The sequence below is a fragment of the Pseudomonas sp. NPDC090592 genome, assembly GCF_044769185.1.
Lineage (GTDB): Bacteria > Pseudomonadota > Gammaproteobacteria > Pseudomonadales > Pseudomonadaceae > Aquipseudomonas.
In genome coordinates this window covers 13,102-28,804 of record NZ_JBIVXJ010000030.1, presented here as the reverse complement: position 1 = coordinate 28,804, position 15,703 = coordinate 13,102, and the positions used below count along the sequence as shown (strand labels likewise).

Annotated in this window: 13 protein-coding genes; 5 read left to right on the top strand and 8 right to left on the bottom strand. The window is 62.4% G+C overall.

Going from position 1 to position 15,703, the window contains the following annotated elements; translation table 11 throughout:
* Positions 1–208: 208 nt before the first annotated feature.
* The gene (locus tag ACIQUI_RS22785; RefSeq protein ID WP_391132473.1) at positions 209–1,027 is read right to left on the bottom strand and encodes a helix-turn-helix domain-containing protein; all 819 of its coding nucleotides are present in this window, start codon (positions 1,025–1,027) and stop codon (positions 209–211) included.
* Positions 1,028–1,247: 220 nt separating this feature from the next.
* On the opposite strand from ACIQUI_RS22785, the gene ACIQUI_RS22780 reads away from it, so the two are divergent.
* Positions 1,248–3,332 (top strand): TonB-dependent receptor, encoded by a 2,085-nt coding sequence (locus ACIQUI_RS22780; protein ID WP_403202870.1) that lies wholly within the window; start codon positions 1,248–1,250, stop codon positions 3,330–3,332.
* A gap of 140 nt (positions 3,333–3,472) precedes the next feature.
* Positions 3,473–4,780: an NtaA/DmoA family FMN-dependent monooxygenase gene (locus ACIQUI_RS22775; RefSeq protein WP_403202868.1), complete on the top strand. Its 1,308-nt coding sequence runs from the start codon at positions 3,473–3,475 to the stop codon at positions 4,778–4,780.
* A gap of 36 nt (positions 4,781–4,816) precedes the next feature.
* Here ACIQUI_RS22775 and ACIQUI_RS22770 read toward each other — a convergent pair whose 3' ends face one another.
* Positions 4,817–5,398: a hypothetical protein gene (locus ACIQUI_RS22770; RefSeq protein WP_403202866.1), complete on the bottom strand. Its 582-nt coding sequence runs from the start codon at positions 5,396–5,398 to the stop codon at positions 4,817–4,819.
* Between the two features lie 93 nt (positions 5,399–5,491).
* Positions 5,492–6,586 (bottom strand): dimethylsulfone monooxygenase SfnG, encoded by a 1,095-nt coding sequence (sfnG, locus tag ACIQUI_RS22765; RefSeq protein ID WP_403202864.1) that lies wholly within the window; start codon positions 6,584–6,586, stop codon positions 5,492–5,494.
* A gap of 417 nt (positions 6,587–7,003) precedes the next feature.
* On the opposite strand from sfnG, the gene ACIQUI_RS22760 reads away from it, so the two are divergent.
* Complete coding sequence (locus tag ACIQUI_RS22760) at positions 7,004–9,064, top strand: TonB-dependent siderophore receptor (protein ID WP_403202938.1); 2,061 nt, start codon at positions 7,004–7,006, stop codon at positions 9,062–9,064.
* Between the two features lie 106 nt (positions 9,065–9,170).
* Positions 9,171–9,731 carry a nucleotidyltransferase family protein gene (locus ACIQUI_RS22755; RefSeq protein ID WP_403202862.1) on the top strand — a complete coding sequence of 187 codons (561 nt, stop codon included), beginning with the start codon at positions 9,171–9,173 and terminating at the stop codon, positions 9,729–9,731.
* A gap of 24 nt (positions 9,732–9,755) precedes the next feature.
* On the opposite strand, the gene ACIQUI_RS22750 is transcribed toward ACIQUI_RS22755, so the two are convergent.
* The 5 genes from ACIQUI_RS22750 to ACIQUI_RS22730 form a co-directional block, all read right to left on the bottom strand.
* Positions 9,756–10,310: a helix-turn-helix domain-containing protein gene (locus ACIQUI_RS22750; protein WP_284356441.1), complete on the bottom strand. Its 555-nt coding sequence runs from the start codon at positions 10,308–10,310 to the stop codon at positions 9,756–9,758.
* 280 nt (positions 10,311–10,590) lie between these two features.
* Positions 10,591–11,949, bottom strand: coding sequence for an aspartate aminotransferase family protein (locus ACIQUI_RS22745; RefSeq protein ID WP_403202859.1), 1,359 nt, complete (start codon positions 11,947–11,949; stop codon positions 10,591–10,593).
* Positions 11,950–12,016: 67 nt separating this feature from the next.
* Positions 12,017–12,790 carry a gamma-glutamyl-gamma-aminobutyrate hydrolase family protein gene (locus ACIQUI_RS22740; RefSeq protein WP_403202857.1) on the bottom strand — a complete coding sequence of 258 codons (774 nt, stop codon included), beginning with the start codon at positions 12,788–12,790 and terminating at the stop codon, positions 12,017–12,019.
* 74 nt (positions 12,791–12,864) lie between these two features.
* Positions 12,865–14,211 carry a glutamine synthetase family protein gene (locus ACIQUI_RS22735; RefSeq protein WP_403202855.1) on the bottom strand — a complete coding sequence of 449 codons (1,347 nt, stop codon included), beginning with the start codon at positions 14,209–14,211 and terminating at the stop codon, positions 12,865–12,867.
* Positions 14,212–14,238: 27 nt separating this feature from the next.
* The gene (locus tag ACIQUI_RS22730) at positions 14,239–14,793 is read right to left on the bottom strand and encodes a helix-turn-helix domain-containing protein (RefSeq protein WP_403202853.1); all 555 of its coding nucleotides are present in this window, start codon (positions 14,791–14,793) and stop codon (positions 14,239–14,241) included.
* 204 nt (positions 14,794–14,997) lie between these two features.
* On the opposite strand from ACIQUI_RS22730, the gene ACIQUI_RS22725 reads away from it, so the two are divergent.
* A complete protein-coding gene (locus ACIQUI_RS22725) occupies positions 14,998–15,702 on the top strand; it encodes a tellurite resistance TerB family protein (RefSeq protein ID WP_403202851.1) in 705 nt (234 codons plus the stop codon).
* Position 15,703 lies beyond the last annotated feature (1 nt).

The following is a 15,703-nucleotide window of genomic DNA, read 5'->3' as shown; positions in this document are numbered from 1 at the left end:
AACCTGTGGGAGCGGGCGTGCCCGCGAAACAGGCGACGCGTTGGATGGCACGGGCTTCGCCCGTGTTCGCGGGCACGCCCGCTCCCACAGGGTACGCGGTGCGCCCCGAATCAGTTCTCTGCGCGACAGCGCAGCCCAATGGGCTGGGCAATCTTCCACAGGGATCGCGCGAGGTTGCAACCTTCATCCGGCCGGGTAGCGAAGGTGCTTATTCCGGTAAAACCGGCGCTGGCGCACCCAGCATGCGCCCACCCGTAGCCTGGTTGACCTGCCCTGCTTCATGGAACAACGCCTGTCGATCCTCCGGTGCCCGCAGCTGCCCCAGGTCGGTCACGGTGGTCATCACGCAAACAATCTCCTGCTGCGCATCGAACACCGGCGCCGCCTGGCCAGTCACGCTGGACAGCAGGTGGCTGGTCAGTTCGGCCCAGCAATGCTGGCGGATCTGCTCCAGCACCTTGGCACTGGGCGCAGTACCGCGAAAATGCGCAGGCTGCAACTTGCGGGCGGCATCGATGGTGGCCTTGGGGAGAAACGCCTGGAAGATCAGCCCACAGGCGGTGTTGTCGATGGGCAGGATGTCGCCCAACGCCAGCGGGTTGATCGAGAAATAGGCACTGCGGTACCAACGCACCAGGGTCGGGCCACGGTCGGTCCAGATCGCCACCCCACCACTGGCGGCATGCCGCTGGGCCAGCCCCTTCATGTGCCGGGCGGCAATTTCAACAGCATCCACACGCTTGAGGGCGCCGATGCCGATGCTCAGCGCGGCCGGGCCCAGGTCGTACAGCGCGCTGGCCGGGTCCTGCCTGGCCAGCCCCTCCTTCACCAGGCTCTGCAGGTAGCGGTGCGCCGTGGAACCGCCGGTACCGGTGCGGCGGGCCACCTCACCCAGGCTCAGTTCGTTCTCCGCATTGGCCAGCACATTCAGGAACCGCGCCGCGATCGACACCGACTGGATGGTGCCGGAACGCTTCTCGCCCGGGCTTTCCGGCTCCGTGTCGGCGGGGGACTGCAAAGTGTTCAACGGGGCTATCTCCTCATTTCTGATTATCCGGCCAGGCGCCATCACGGTGGCCGGTTAGCGCGGCTGCCTATCATACCGCCAGCAACCCCGGCCTGGCGCGCGTGCTGGCAAACACAGGCATCACCATACCACTTTGAGGAATAGATTCTTTATTGCGGAACGCAATGGCACCGTGATACCTTGCGCCGCAAACGAGGATCGTTCTCATTTGGAGGTTGTCTTGAAGTACCCTGCGCAACGCTCGATCAGCCATGGATTCGGTGTGCTGACCCTGTCTACCCTGCTTGCTGCACCCCACGCCCTGGCCGAACAAGCCCCCACTGCCGCTAGCGCGCAACTGGTGCTTGCCCCTGTACTGGTCAGCGGCGAAAAGGTCGAACGAGACCTGCGCAACACTGCCTCGTCGGTGTCGGTGAAAAACGCCGGCGAAATCGACAGCCTCAAGACCGGCAACGCCTCGGTGCACGAAGTGCTCAACGACGTGCCCAACGTGATCTACACCGACACGGTGGGCGCGCCGATCATTCGCGGCCAGGACACCCAGGGCCCGAACAACGGCGCCAATGTGTTCTGGGGCGGCACCGTGCCGCGTGCCACCATCAACCTCGATGGGCACTACCTGAACTACAACGAGATGTACTTTGGCGCACCCTCGGTGTGGGACGTGGACAGCATCGAGGTGTATCGCGGCCCGCAGACCACCAGCCAAGGCGCCAACGCCATCGCCGGTGCCATCGTGGTCAAGACCAAGGACCCGACCTTTGACCCCGAGGCGGCGTACCAGGCCGAGATCGGCAGCTATCACTCGCGGCGCAGTTCGCTGGCAGTGTCCGGGCCACTCACCGACAACCTCGCCGGGCGCCTGGCGTTGGACTATTCGGCGCGCGACACCTTCATCGACTACACCAACCCCTCGTTTGCCAGCCACAACACCGACCAGGATTTCCGCGCCCTGAACCTGCGCGGCAAGCTGCTGTGGCTGCCCGCGTCGGTACCCGGCCTGGGCCTGAAGTACACCTTCGCCCACGGCGACTCCAACCGCCCCACCCAGGAAGCAGCCTCGCGGCCGTTCCACGACCTGAACCACACCGGCGCGACCATGCCCAGCTGGCACCAGCAGAGCAACACGCACATTGTCGACGTGGATTACGAGCTGGATAACGGCATGAAGCTGTTCAACCAGACCCAGTACTCGCTGTCCAACGTGCACCGGGTGATTGGCGTGGCGAACGGCGGCGACGCCGACATCCGGCAGAAAAACTTCTCCAACGAAAGCCGCATCACCTTCGGCGAGCAGCAAGACACCCTTAGCGGTATGGCCGGCCTGTACCTGGCACGCACCGACTCGGACGAAGTGCTGTACTACGGCGGCACCTCGGACTTCGACGACACCAAGCGCAACCTGGGCCTGTTCGGCGAAGCCAGCTACCGCCTGAATGACCGCTGGACGCTCACAACCGCCCTGCGCCTGCAGCAGGACCAGATCCAGCGCAGCGGCACCTCGCCGTTCGCCGCCAACGGGCTGGACTACGACAAGACCTTTACCGCACTGCTGCCCAAAGTGTCGCTGGCCTACGCCCTGACCCCACAATGGACCGTCGGCGGCATGGTCAGCCGCGGCTACAACCCGGGCGGCGTGTCGCTGAACCTGAGCAGCAAGCGCTTCGAGGAATTCGACGATGAGCGCATGTGGAACTACGAGCTGTTCGCCCGCGCCAGCCTGCTGGACGACCGCCTGCACCTGAACGCCAACCTGTTCTACATGGACATGCAGGATGCCCAGTACAACATCCCGGTGGTGCTTGCCTCTGGCCTGACCCAGTCCTACACCATCAACGCCGAAAAGGCCCATGCCTATGGTTTCGAGCTGTCGGCGGACTACCGGGTGCTGGACAACCTGACCCTCAAGGCCAGCGCCGGCGCCCTGCAAACCCGCATCGACGACATCGACGCCAACAGCAGCTACGCCGGCAACGAATTTGCCCGCTCACCCGGCTACACCGTCAGCTTCGGCCCGAGCTGGGACATTACCGACCGCCTGAACCTCAATGCCCAGGTGCGGCACATCGACGGCTACTACTCGGACGTGGCCAACACCAAAAGCTATGCCATCGATGGCTACACCGTGGCCGATGCGCGCATGAGCTACCGCTTCAGCGAACAGGTGCAGGTGTACACCTACGTCAAGAACGTGTTTGACGAGCGTACCCCGACCTACATGCAGACCAACCGGGGCATCGGCGGTATCGAAGCGAGCATGACCGAACCGCGTACCTTGGGTGTAGGCATCAAAGGCGCCTTCTGAAACCAACCGGGGCCGCTTTGCGCCCCTTCGCGGGCACGCCCGCTCCCACAGGTTCAGTGCGATCCATGTGGGAGCGGGCGTGCCCGCGAAGGGGCGCAAAGCGGCCCCAAATCTTCGATAGCCAGCAACCGGAGACCCTGATGACATTCAAAAAAGGCCTGCACATCGGCATGTCGCTTGCCCCCACCTGGCTCAGCGGCGAAGGCTGGCGGCGTGCCGACAGCCGCGTCGAAACGCTGTTCGGCAGCGACTTCGCCATGGACATCGCCCGCCGCTCCGAAGCCGCACACCTCGACTTCGTGTTCCGCCCCGACGTCAGTTGCGTGGTGGCCGACGCCCTGCAAAGCGGCTCGGGCTTCACCAGCCTCGACCCCACCGTGCTACTGGCCGCGCTCACCCGCGAAACCAGCCGTATCGGCCTGGTGTCGACTGTTTCGACCACCTTCTTCCCCCCCTACCTGGTCGCGCGTCAGCTGCAGTCACTGAACTGGCTAAGCCAAGGCCGGGTCGGCTGGAACATCGTCACTGCCCTGCAAGGCCACGAGAACTTCGGCCTGGCAGCCATGCCCAGCGCCGAAGAGCGTTATGCCCGTGCCGCCGAGTTCACCGAGGTGGTGCAGCGGTTGTGGCGCAGCTTCCCGCAACAGGCCCTGCGCATCGACCGCGAGAACGGTGTTTACGCCGACCCGGCGCACGTCCAGCCAATCAACCACCAAGGCGACTTCCTGCAGGTACAGGGCCCGCTGAACCTGCCCGAACAGGGCGCACGCATTCCGTTGATCCAGGCGGGTGCATCCGACAGCGGTCGTGACTTTGCTGCCCGCATTGCCGACATCGTCTTTGCCCCTACACCCGACCAGGCCGCGGCGGCGGACCTGCGCCGCGACCTGTCTCGCCGAGCCCAAAAACACGGCCGCCAGGCCGACGATGTTCGCCTGTTGCCCGGCCTGAGCCTGTACTTGGCACCCACTCGCCAGCAGGCACGCGAACTGTTCATGCAAACCCACGCCCGGGTAGACAAGGCACGCAAGTACGCCGCCATCGAGAAGATGATCGGCATCGACCTGGCCAACTGGCCGAGCGACCGACGCATTCATGCTGCCGACTTGCCGCCGCTGCAACTGCTGCCCGGCGCCAGCCGCACGCATGTGAGCCTGCTACGGCGCTTGATCGAGCGTGAATCGCTGCTGCCAGAAGAACTGCTGATGCGCCCGGAAGTGTTATCGGCGGCGCACTGGCAAGTGATTGGCACGGTCGACGATGCCGTGGCAGAAATTGCCGACTGGGCCGAGGCGGGGGTGATGGATGGCTTCATTGCCGCGCCGGGGGGCTCGTTTGGCTCGGTGTACAGCTTTCTGGATGAAGTGGTGCCGCGACTGGTGGAGCGCGGGTTGTTCCGTGACCGCTATCAAGGGGCTACGTTTGCCGAGCATCTGCAGCGGTATTGAGGGGCCCAAGGGGCTGCTGCGCAGCCCCGAACCGTCTCACGGCACCTTCTTGCCTTCCACTGCCTTCGCGGTTTCAATCAGTTTGTCGAACTTGCGGTTCAACTGGGTAAACTTCTCATCACTCGTGGCGCGGGCCTTTATGTTGTTCACCGAACTGGCCTTGTCGGCAATGGTCACCACCGTCCAGTCCCAGTTCCTGGACACCCAGTAAACCAGCTCACCGTCCGCTGAAAACGCTTCAAGCCGGCCACCGCTATCCGGCACCGGCCTGGCGTCCTTGGTCATCGGCAGCAGTTGCTGAACCCGTGCCTCGTCGGTGGTATCCAGCCGCACCTCCACCTGGCGCAACTGGTCGGCCTCGTTGAACACGGCCTTGACTTGAGAAATGGCAAGGCCGCCCAGGTTGTAATCAGCCTTGGGCTTGACGCCCTGATAGAACTCGGTAGGCACCTGGTAGTGATAACCGGTGAAATGCTCTACCTCGCCGAACTGCTGCTGCAGAATGGCCAAGGCCTGGGACTTGGGCATGCCTAGCTTGAACTCGCCAACTTCGAGCGCCGACCAGGCTTGCAGGGGGAAAATCGCACAGGCGAACAAAAGCGGTAAGGTCCGTTTCATGGGCTAGTCTTCCTTGAAAATAGCCCATCAACCTACCCCCTGCACGGCAACCCGACAATACTGGCAGGGTGCCAAGCCCACCCTGCCCCGACCTCAGGCCACCGCTTTCTCGACACGCTGCGCCGCTTCCAGCTCGCGCACCAAAGGCAGCACGTGCTCGCCGAAGTACGCCACTTCCTCCTGGAAATGCAGGAATCCAGAGAGGATCAAGTCCACCCCCACTGCCTTCAGCGCCACGATGCGTTCGGCAATTTGCCGTGGTGTGCCGATCAGGTTGGTCTTGAAGCCATCGTTGTACTGCACCAGGTCCTCGAAGCTGGACTTGGCCCAGTTGCCCTCGCCCTCCGGGCTGGCGGCCCCGGCGTGCTTTACCTCCTGGCCGAACGCCCGCACCGCCTCGGGGTTGGCCTTGTCGATGATCTCTTGCAGCACCGCACGCGCTTCTTCCTCGGTGTCGCGGGCGATGATGAAGGCATTCACCCCGATCTTTACCGAGTGGCCATTGGCCGCCGCCTTGGTGCGGATATCGTCCACTTGGGCCTTGATTCCTTCCACGCTGTTGCCGTTGGTGAAGTACCAGTCCGACACCCGCGCAGCCATGTCCCGCGCCGCACGCGAACTGCCGCCCTGGAAGATCTCCGGGTGCGGTTGCTGCAACGGCTTGGGTTTGAGGTTGTAGTTACGCAAGCGGTAAAAGTCGCCGTTGAAGGTGAAGTTGTCTTGCGTCCAGATGCCCTTGAGCGCGCGGATGAATTCTTCGGAGCGGCGATAGCGCTCGTCGTGGTCCAGCCACGGCTCACCGATCGCGTGGAACTCGCCCTTGAACCAGCCCGAGACCACGTTGATGGCGATACGGCCATTGGTGAACTGGTCGATGCTCGCCAGCTGCTTGGCCGCCAGCACCGGGTTCCACGGGCCGGGCAGGATGGCAGCGATGACCTTGAGCTTTTCCGTGGCGGCCAGCAGCGCGTGGCTGATGGTGACCGATTCGTGCTGGTTGTCGGCGCCGTAGCCGGCGGTGAAACGGATTTGCGACAGGGCGTAGTCGAAGCCTGACTGTTCAGCGATTTGCGCCAGCTTGCGGTTGTAGTCGATGTCCCAGCTGGTGCGTTGCTCGATGGTGCTGACCACCAGGCCACCGCTGACGTTGGGGACCCAGTAGGCGAACTTGATCGGGGTACGGCTCATGGGGTGGCTCCTTGAGAATTCTTAGGGTTCAAGGAGGCAGGAGCAGCAAGCGTGCCAACGGCTGGATGGCTTTACTTTCAATGAGTTGGCGATAAAAGGCGGCGATGCTGGCTGCATGTGATCAAACACGCTGTCGGATCACTGTTGCCTGCGCAACACCGCCGCTTGCTGCTAGCTCACCGGTTTTTGCGCATGCTCATGTGGGCGTCATCCATCAAGGCCTTGGCCATGTCGCCACCGAGACCGTGCTTGGTGGGAGGTGAAGAAGCATGAAACATTATTTATCAATACTAACTCCTATTTGATGTAGTTTCTCATTCGCATAGAAATCGTACCCTTTACCACTCCCCGCCTCAGGAATTCGTCTTGAAACGTCACCTCCCCGCCCGCCTGCTGCTGGTCGGCGCATGCAGCGCCATGCCTGTCGTTCATGCCGCCGACAACCTCACCCTGCCCGCGACCCAGATCGACAGCACGAGCGAAGCAGTAGATGGCGTAAGCCAGGGCTATGAAGGCAGGGCGGCATCCAGCACCACCAAACTGGGCCTGACCGACAAGCAGACCCCTCAGGGTGTAACGACCATCACCCGGCAAGCGCTGGACGATTTCAAGATCACCGGTATCAAGGACGCACTGCGGGCAGCACCATCGGTAACCGTCGAGCAAACCGAAACCGACCGCACCGAATTCACCTCGCGTGGCTTCGATATCAATACCTTCGAATTCGACGGTACTGGCATGCCCTTCGTCAGCAGCACGCTGGTAGGCGACCAGGACCTGGCCGAATTCGAGCAGATCGACGTACTGCACGGTGCCAATGGTTTGATGAGCGGCGCCGGCAACCCGTCGGCCACGGTCAACTTCGTGCGTAAACGCCCCACCGACACCTTCCAGGCGCAGGTCGATACCAGCGTCGGCTCATGGGACAGCCGCCGGATCGACATCGATGTCGCCGGCCCGCTGACCGACAGCGGCAATGTGCGCGGCCGCTTCATCTACTCCCACGACAAGGGTAATTCGTGGATGGACCGCTACAGCCACGAGCGCAACGTGGCTGCCGGCCTGCTGGCGTTCGATGTGTCCGATGCCGACACGGTGACCGTGGGTTTCTCCCAGCACAACAGTGACTCCAACGGCAGCACCTGGGGCAACCTGCCGCTGGTGGACAACCACGGCAATGCCATTCATTACAGCGGGCGCAGTAGCAGCATCGGGCAGCCGTGGACCTACTGGAACCTGCACACCCAGCGGGCCTTCGTCGAGCTGAAGCATGATTTCGGCAATGACTGGAACGCCACGCTCACGGCCACCGGGCAGCAGGAAAAGCAGAACACCAACATGCTTTATGTGGGCGGCGTCTCCGGGGATGTTGCCGACGCGTATGCCAACCACACCCGCAGCGAGGCACACCAACTGCTGGGCGAGGCCAAGGTGCAAGGGCCGTTCAGCCTGTTCGGTCGCGAGCACCAACTGACCTTCGGGGCCGCGTATGGGCGCACCCATCAGAAAGGCCAGGAGTATGACGAAGACCTGGAACACGGCAGTTTCTTCAACACTTCGTTCTCGGGCATCCTGGCGGGCAACACGCCAATGCCATCGTTTGGCGTTACCAGTGAGGGCCTGGCGCAGAACTTCCAGGACACGCAGAAAAGCGTATTCGCCGGGGCACGCTTCAGCCTGGCGGATAACCTTCACTGGATAGCCGGTGCACGTATGCTCAGCGCCGACGGCAAGGGCGAGAGCTACGGTTCAGAGCACTCCACGCGCGCCCATGGCAAAGTCACGCCGTACACTGGCCTGGTCTACGACCTGAACGATGCATGGAGCCTCTACGGCAGCTGGACCAAAATTTACAACCCGCAGTACAACGTGGTCGGTATCGACGGCAAGCTGCTCGACCCTCTGGAGGGCAAGAGCATGGAAGTTGGCGTCAAAGGCAGCGTGATGGACGACCACCTGCACCTGACCGCTGCGCTGTTCAAGACCGAGCAGCGCAACGTGGCTGTGGATGCGGGTTTCGACGGGGTTCAGGAGGTTTACACGCCGGGCGACTTCAAGAGCCACGGCGTAGAGTTGCAAGCCTCGGGCGAAGTGGTGCCGGGGCTGGACATGCTCGCTGGCTACACCTATGTGCGCATTGACGATGACAACGGCGAGCGTGCGCGCAAATATGTGCCCACCCACAGCGTGCGCGGTATGGTCACCTACCGCTTGCCAACCCTGCCGCAGATGAAGGTTGGCGCCCGTGTCAGCTGGCAGACCGGCGTCGAGAGCGACACCAACAGCGCCATCCACCAGAACGCCTACGGCCTGGTCGACCTGATGACCAGCTACGACATCGACAGCAACTGGAGCACGTCGCTGAACCTGAACAACGTCACCGACCGCAAATACCTGCTGTCGCTGTACAACAATGCGACAACCGCCAGCTACGGAGCACCACGCAACCTGACGGCCTCGGTGACCTGGAAGTATTGACCCCGCCTGTAGGGTGTTGCAGTGCGCCGAGCGGTATCAAGTAATGGCCCCGGCGCCATTCCGGTAAGCTCGGCTTCCTGCAATGCAACCCTCAAGGACGGACCCCATGCATTCACTGACTGACGAGCAGGTACTGGCGATCATCCGCGAAAACCCGGTAAACCGGGCGCTCCTGGACGTACTGCCAACGCTGGATATCCCCCACTGCATGCTGGTGGCAGGCGCGCTGTTCCAGACCGTCTGGAACCACCGCGCCGGGTTGCCTGCCCAGCGGGGCATCAAGGATTACGACATCGCCTATTTCGACGAAGACTTGTCCTGGGAAGCAGAAGACCGGGTTATCACCAGGGTGCAGCAGGCCTGCGCGCACCTGGGCGTCAATGTTGAAGTGCGCAACCAGGCCCGCGTTCATCTGTGGTACCAGGCTAAATTCGGTGGTGATTACTCGCCATTGCTCAAGGTCACAGATGGCATCGACCGCTACCTGATCCGCTCGACCTGCCTTGGGGTTGATGTGCACACAGGCGCGCTGTACAGCACGCACGGCCTGGATGACCTGCAAAACGACCTGCTGAAGATGAACGAGCTGAACCCGCGCCCAGACTTGTTCAGGCAGAAAGCCGCCAGTTACCAGGCGCGGTGGCCATGGCTTGTGCTGGTTGCATAACGATGGCGTTAACCCACGCGCCCCTCAGCTGAACACCCAAAGCACGCGCGTGGGCTTGTCGGTAAGGTTGGCATAACGAAAACTGGCGTGGGGTTGCAGTTGAAAGCTGTCACTGGCGCGTAGCGTTACCGGCTCGCCGCCGCCCAGCCACACGGTCAGCTCGCCTTCGAGCACGAAGCAGCCCTGCTCCGAGCTGTCGTCCAGGTACTCCTCACCACTGCTGGCGCCTGGCTCCAGGTGGCTATCGAGCATGGAGAAGGCGCCCGATATCGTGGGCGATGCAAGCACATCGGTAATGCCGCCCGCCAGGTGCAGGGTGCGGCGCTCATGCGGGCGGGTGACCCAGTCGAGTTCGCGGGGTTTTTCCAGCTTGTAGAAATAGGCCGTCGAAACGCCGAGCTCTTCACTGATGGCGGTGAGGTCGGCTACGGTCGGGCGCGATACGCCCCGTTCAACCTGGGACAGAAAACCCACCGAGCGGCCGATACGCTGGGCCAGCTCGCCCAGCGTCAGGCCTTTGAATTTGCGCAGGTCGCGAATCAGTACTGCCAGGCCTTCAATCTCTTCGTGCACTTTCATAGTTGAATCGCGACTTTCGGACAGAAAAATGAATGCCCTGAAAAGTACATGATTCATTTCACAAAGCAAAATGCTTCACACCAAAGGACCGCAGGCGGCCTACCACCTTGTCGGTTAGCGCAGCCCTCTGTAGGAGCGGCCTTGTGTCGCGATCGGGCTGCGCAGCAGCCCCAGCACTAGCGGCGGCGAAGCTGAAATCGAGGGGCTTCTGCGCAGCCCGATCGCGACACAAGGCCGCTCCTACAGGGGACCGCGCCGCTGCCGAGGCAGGTGTTTTACGTTAGCGGATAGCCTCGTACGTGAGGTCTAGGCACTTGCGCGCCTTTTCCACCAGTTCGTCGATCTCTTCCATGCTGATCACCAGCGGCGGCGCGATGATCATGGTGTCGCCCACGGCGCGCATGATCAGGCCGTTGTCGAAGCAATGCTGGCGGCAGATCATGCCCACACCTTTGCCTTCGTAACGGGCGCGGCTGGCCTTGTCTTTCACCAGTTCGATCGCACCGAGCATGCCCAGACCGCGCACTTCGCCCACCAGCGGGTGGTCGGTCAGCTCGCGCAGGCGTTGTTGCAGATACGGCGCGGTTTTATCGTGCACCTGCTGAATGATCTGCTCGTCACGCAGAATCCGCAGGTTCTCCAGGCCCACCGCAGCCGCCACCGGGTGGCCGGAATAGGTGAAGCCATGGTTGAAGTCGCCGCCTTCGCTGATGACCTTGGCCACTTCGTCACGCACGATCACTCCGCCCATTGGAATGTAACCGGAGGTCAGGCCCTTGGCGATGGTCATCAGGTCGGGCTTGAGGTCGTAGTAGTCGCTGCCGAACCACTCGCCGGTACGGCCGAAACCGCAGATCACTTCGTCGGCGACGAAGAGGATGTCGTGCCTGGCCAGGATTTCCTTCACCTTCGGCCAGTAGGTTTGCGGTGGAATGATCACGCCACCGGCGCCCTGGATCGGTTCGGCGATAAAGGCGGCAACGTTGTCCACGCCAACCTCGAGAATCTTCTTCTCCAACTGCTCGGCCGCCCACACGCCAAAGTCGGCCTCGGTCATGTCGCCGCCTTCGCCAAACCAGTACGGCTGCGGGATGTGCACGATATCCGGGATCACCCCGCCCTGCTGGTGCATACCGCTCATGCCGCCCAACGCCGCGCCCGCCACGGTGGAGCCGTGGTAACCGTTGATGCGGCCAATGATGACCTTCTTGTTGTTCTGGCCCTTGAGTGCCCAGTAATGGCGAACCATGCGCAGCACGGTGTCGTTGCCTTCGGAGCCGGAGCCAGTGAAGAACACGTGGTTCATGCCCTGCGGGGCCACATCGGCGGTTGCCTTGGCCAATTCCAGCGCAGGCGGGTGCGCTGTCTGGAAGAACAGGTTGTAGTACGGCAACTGCTTCATCTGCTGGCTGGCGACCTCGGCCAGCTCATCGCGGCCATAGCCGACCGCCACGCACCACAGGCCGGCCATGCCATCAAGAATCTTGTTGCCTTCGCTGTCCCACAGGTACACGCCCTTGGCCGACGTGACGATGCGCGGGCCCTTCTCGGCCAGTTGCTTCACATCGCTGAACGGGGCCAGGTGGTGGTCGCGGCTCATGGCTTGCCAGGCAAGGGTCTGCGAATTCTGTTCACTCATTTTTTCACTCCATCACGTTGCGCAGCCAGGCTGCGCAGGTATTTTCATCAAAGGAATCGGTCGGTGTTCAGGCGGACTGCAACAGTTTCTGGCGCAATACCGAGCGCTGCCGGCAAGCCTTGCCAAAGGATTGGAAGATGGTCAGGTAATGCGGGTTGTCCATGACCTGGAACTCGGGGTGCCATTGCACAGCCAAGGCAAAGCCCTTGCTGCCCTGGACTGAAATCGCTTCCACCAACCCGTCGGGTGCCAGCGCCTCCACCCTCAGCCCGGGCGCCAGTGCATCAATGCCCTGGCCGTGGATGGAATTGACGTCGAATACCGCCGGCAAGCCCATGCGGTCGAGCACGCCGCCGGGTTCCACATGCATGGTGTGACGCGGGCCATACTGCTTTTCGATCGGCTCGCCCTTGCCTTCGCGGTGGTCCATGAACACACCGGTTTCGTGCACCTTCTGGTGCAGCGTGCCGCCCAGCGCCACGTTCATTTCCTGGAAGCCACGGCAAACCCCCAGCACCGGCACGCCTGCGGCGATGGCTGCACGCATCAGCGGCAACGTGGTGGCATCACGCAAAGGGTCGTGGTGGGTCCCCGCAGCACTGGCCGGGCCGTTGTAATGGAACGGCTCGATATTGGACGGCGAACCGGTGAAGATCAGCCCGTCCACCACGTCAAGAATGTCGGCGCTGTCCATCAGCTCGCCGAGGCTGGGTATCACGATGGGCAAGCCACAGGCTGCCTTGGCCGCCGCGCGTGCGTACTTTTCGGCGATGGTCTGGGTGGCATGCTGCTCAATCATGCTGGTGCATGCGGTAATGCCAATAACGGGCACACGTGGCATATCTTCCTCCGGCAAATCGGTATTGCGCGTGGTATTCAAACGTTGGGAAGGTGTTGCTGTTCGGGCTTCGGCACTTACAGGAACCAGCGGTACTCGCGGACATCGATGTGGCGCATGAAGTCCAGTTGCTCCTGGTGTTTGTTCTCGCAATAGACCATCACGAACTCACTGCCCAGGCCTTCGTTGACCACCGGGTGGTGACGCATGGCGGCCAGGGCACTGAGGGCATCCTTGGGGAAGTCGATGCCGCTCTGGCGGTTTTCGTTCAGCGGGGCGATGGGTTCGACGCCGCGGTCCAGGCCGTGCTCCATGCCCGTCAGGATGGCCGCCAGCACCAGATACGGGTTTGCATCGGCGCCAGCGATCCGGTGCTCGATACGCAGGTTGCGCGGGTCGGACTCGGGGATGCGAATGCAGGCGTCGCGGTCTTCAAAACCCCAGCTGGCCTTGCTCGCCGCATTGACCATGGCGCCGTAGCGGCGGTAGGCATTGTGGTTGGGGGCGAAGATCGGCATGCAGTGGGGCAGCAGCTCCAGGCACCCGGCCACCGCATGGCGCAGCTTGCGCTGCTCTGCGCCCGCCAGGAGGTTGTTGCCAGCGCTGTCGTACAGGCTGACGTGCACATGCATGCCGCTGCCCGGCGCGTCCAGGTATGGCTTGCTCATGAAGCTGGCACGGTAGCCGTAGTTCATCGCGATGCCGCGGGTACTGCGGCAGAACAGCGCCGACCAGTCTGCCGCGCTCAGGGCATCTTCGCTGTGCGCGAAGTTGATCTCGAACTGCCCTGGGCCAAGCTCCGCCGTGATGACGTTCGCCGGCACACCCTGCTCGTTGGCGCCATCGACCATCTCGTGCAGCACCGACGAGAAGCGTGACAGCCGCTCGATGTGCATGTTCGGCTGGTCGTCTTCGTCGTCGGTCGCGGTATCCCGTGGGTGCTGCGGCAGGCCGTTGTCGAGCTTGCGGTCGAACAGGTAGAACTCCAGCTCGAAGGCCACCACCGGGCGAATGCCACGTTTGGCCAGGCGCTGGATGACCCGGGCCAGTACTTCACGGGGTTCGAACTCGATAGGCTTGGCTGTGCCATCGGAGGTGATGAGCATCTGGGCAATCACTTCCTTTTCCCAGCGCACCGGTTTCAGGGTACCCGGCACCAGACGCCGGGCGGCATCCGGGTCGCCGTCGGCGAAGCAGTAGTCACCAATCGGGTAAAGGCCGCCCTGGGTGCCCAGCAGCACACAGTTTTGCGGCAGCTTCAACGGGGTGCCGGCTGCGACCTTTTCCAGCATGTCCATGGGGTAGCGCTTGCCATAGAAGTGCCCGGGGATATCCAGCGCAATCAGGTCGACATAACGTATTGCCGGGTGCTGCGCCCGGAACGAGCGCACTTCAGTCAGCAGGTCCGCAAAGATGACACTCATCTTCTTATCCTTGTGAGGTGAACAGATTCAGTTGAAGACCCAGAGCACGCGGGTGGTTTTTTCCGTCAGGTTGGCGTAACGAAACTGCGCGTGGGGTTGCAGCTGGAAGCAGTCGTTGGCCTGAAGGGTCACCGCGTCGCCCGCGTCCAGCCATACCGTGAGTTCGCCTTCGAGCACGAAACAGCCCTGCTCGGAGCGGTCGCTCAGGTATTCCTCGCCACTGCTGGCGCCGGGTTCGAGATGGCTGTCGAGCATGGAGAAGGCGCCGGCGATGGTGGGCGAAGCCAGCACATCGGTAATGCCCGACTCCAGGTACAGCGTGCGCCGCTCATGGGGGCGCGTGACCCAGCCGATGCCGCGGGGCTTGCTCAGGTTGTAGAAGTAAGCGGTGGACACGCCGAGCGCTTCGCTGATGGCGGTAAGGTCTGCCACGGTCGGGCGCGAAACACCCCGCTCCACCTGGGAGAGGAAACCGACCGAACGGTTGATGCGCCCGGCCAGCTCACCCAGGGTGAGGTTCTTGAATTTGCGCAGGTCGTGAATAAGGATCGCGAGGGCTTCAACCTCTTCGTGCATCTTCATCGTTTCGGACTGCCGTGAAATTTTTAGTGTTATTTTTCATGAAAAATTACATAAAAATTTTCACGCGTCAAGCTGAGTGATGCCCAAGTACCTCGGGCCAGGCCGCGCTCACCAGCAACTTTGCAGCCAAACGGTCATGTCGGTTCACCTTGCGACAGCTATCGTTGCTGGTCTGGGCAACGACTACCGACCGAGGGTGGAGCCATGAACACCAGTGATTTGCTCGAACAGTTACTCCGAGCCGGGCAGCGCTCGCAGGCACCGCAAGGCGCCGGCATGTCATCGCAAGACGGCCTGGGCGGTTTGCTGGGCGGGCTGCTTGGCGGTGGCAGTGCATCAGGTGGGGGGCTTGGTGGTTTACTGGGTGGCATTTTGGGCGGCGCTGGCAGCAACGCTGGCGGCCATACCCAGGGCCGCTCCGCTGGCGGTATCAATTATGCTGCCCTGGCTTCGTTGGGCATGATGGCATTTCAGGCTTATCAAAGCTGGCAGCACAGCCAGGCGGCAGCCCCGCAACAAGCGTTACGTACAGTAGACCAACTGTCCGGCCCCGAGGCCGAAGATCACAGCCATGCAATCCTGCGCGCACTGATCGCGGCAGCCAAGGCTGACGGTCGCATCGACGAGCAGGAACAACAGCTGATCTACGCTGAAATCAAACGTCACGCCAACGACCCGCAACTCCAGCAGTGGCTGGATGAAGAAGTGAGCAAGCCACTGGATGCTGCCGAGGTCGCACGGTCGGCCCAGGACCCGGCCATGGCCGCAGAAATGTACCTGGCCAGCGTGATGCTGGTGGACGACCAGCAGGACGCCGAGCGGGCCTACCTTGACGAACTGGCCGCCGCACTGCAAATCGAGCCGACGTTGCAGGTGCATCTGGAGCAGCAGGCCAAGGGAAGCGCCTGAG

Bases quoted from the DNA above. Each gene is read 5' to 3' on its own strand.
- ACIQUI_RS22740 (WP_403202857.1), bottom strand. From the start codon at position 12,790: ATGCCACGTGTGCCCGTTATTGGCATTACCGCATGCACCAGCATGATT.
- ACIQUI_RS22760 (WP_403202938.1), top strand. From the start codon at position 7,004: ATGCCTGTCGTTCATGCCGCCGACAACCTCACCCTGCCCGCGACCCAG.
- ACIQUI_RS22725 (WP_403202851.1), top strand. From the start codon at position 14,998: ATGAACACCAGTGATTTGCTCGAACAGTTACTCCGAGCCGGGCAGCGC.
- ACIQUI_RS22775 (WP_403202868.1), top strand. From the start codon at position 3,473: ATGACATTCAAAAAAGGCCTGCACATCGGCATGTCGCTTGCCCCCACC.
- ACIQUI_RS22755 (WP_403202862.1), top strand. From the start codon at position 9,171: ATGCATTCACTGACTGACGAGCAGGTACTGGCGATCATCCGCGAAAAC.
- sfnG (WP_403202864.1), bottom strand. From the start codon at position 6,586: ATGAGCCGTACCCCGATCAAGTTCGCCTACTGGGTCCCCAACGTCAGC.
- ACIQUI_RS22770 (WP_403202866.1), bottom strand. From the start codon at position 5,398: ATGAAACGGACCTTACCGCTTTTGTTCGCCTGTGCGATTTTCCCCCTG.
- ACIQUI_RS22735 (WP_403202855.1), bottom strand. From the start codon at position 14,211: ATGAGTGTCATCTTTGCGGACCTGCTGACTGAAGTGCGCTCGTTCCGG.
- ACIQUI_RS22730 (WP_403202853.1), bottom strand. From the start codon at position 14,793: ATGAAGATGCACGAAGAGGTTGAAGCCCTCGCGATCCTTATTCACGAC.
- ACIQUI_RS22745 (WP_403202859.1), bottom strand. From the start codon at position 11,949: ATGAGTGAACAGAATTCGCAGACCCTTGCCTGGCAAGCCATGAGCCGC.
- ACIQUI_RS22750 (WP_284356441.1), bottom strand. From the start codon at position 10,310: ATGAAAGTGCACGAAGAGATTGAAGGCCTGGCAGTACTGATTCGCGAC.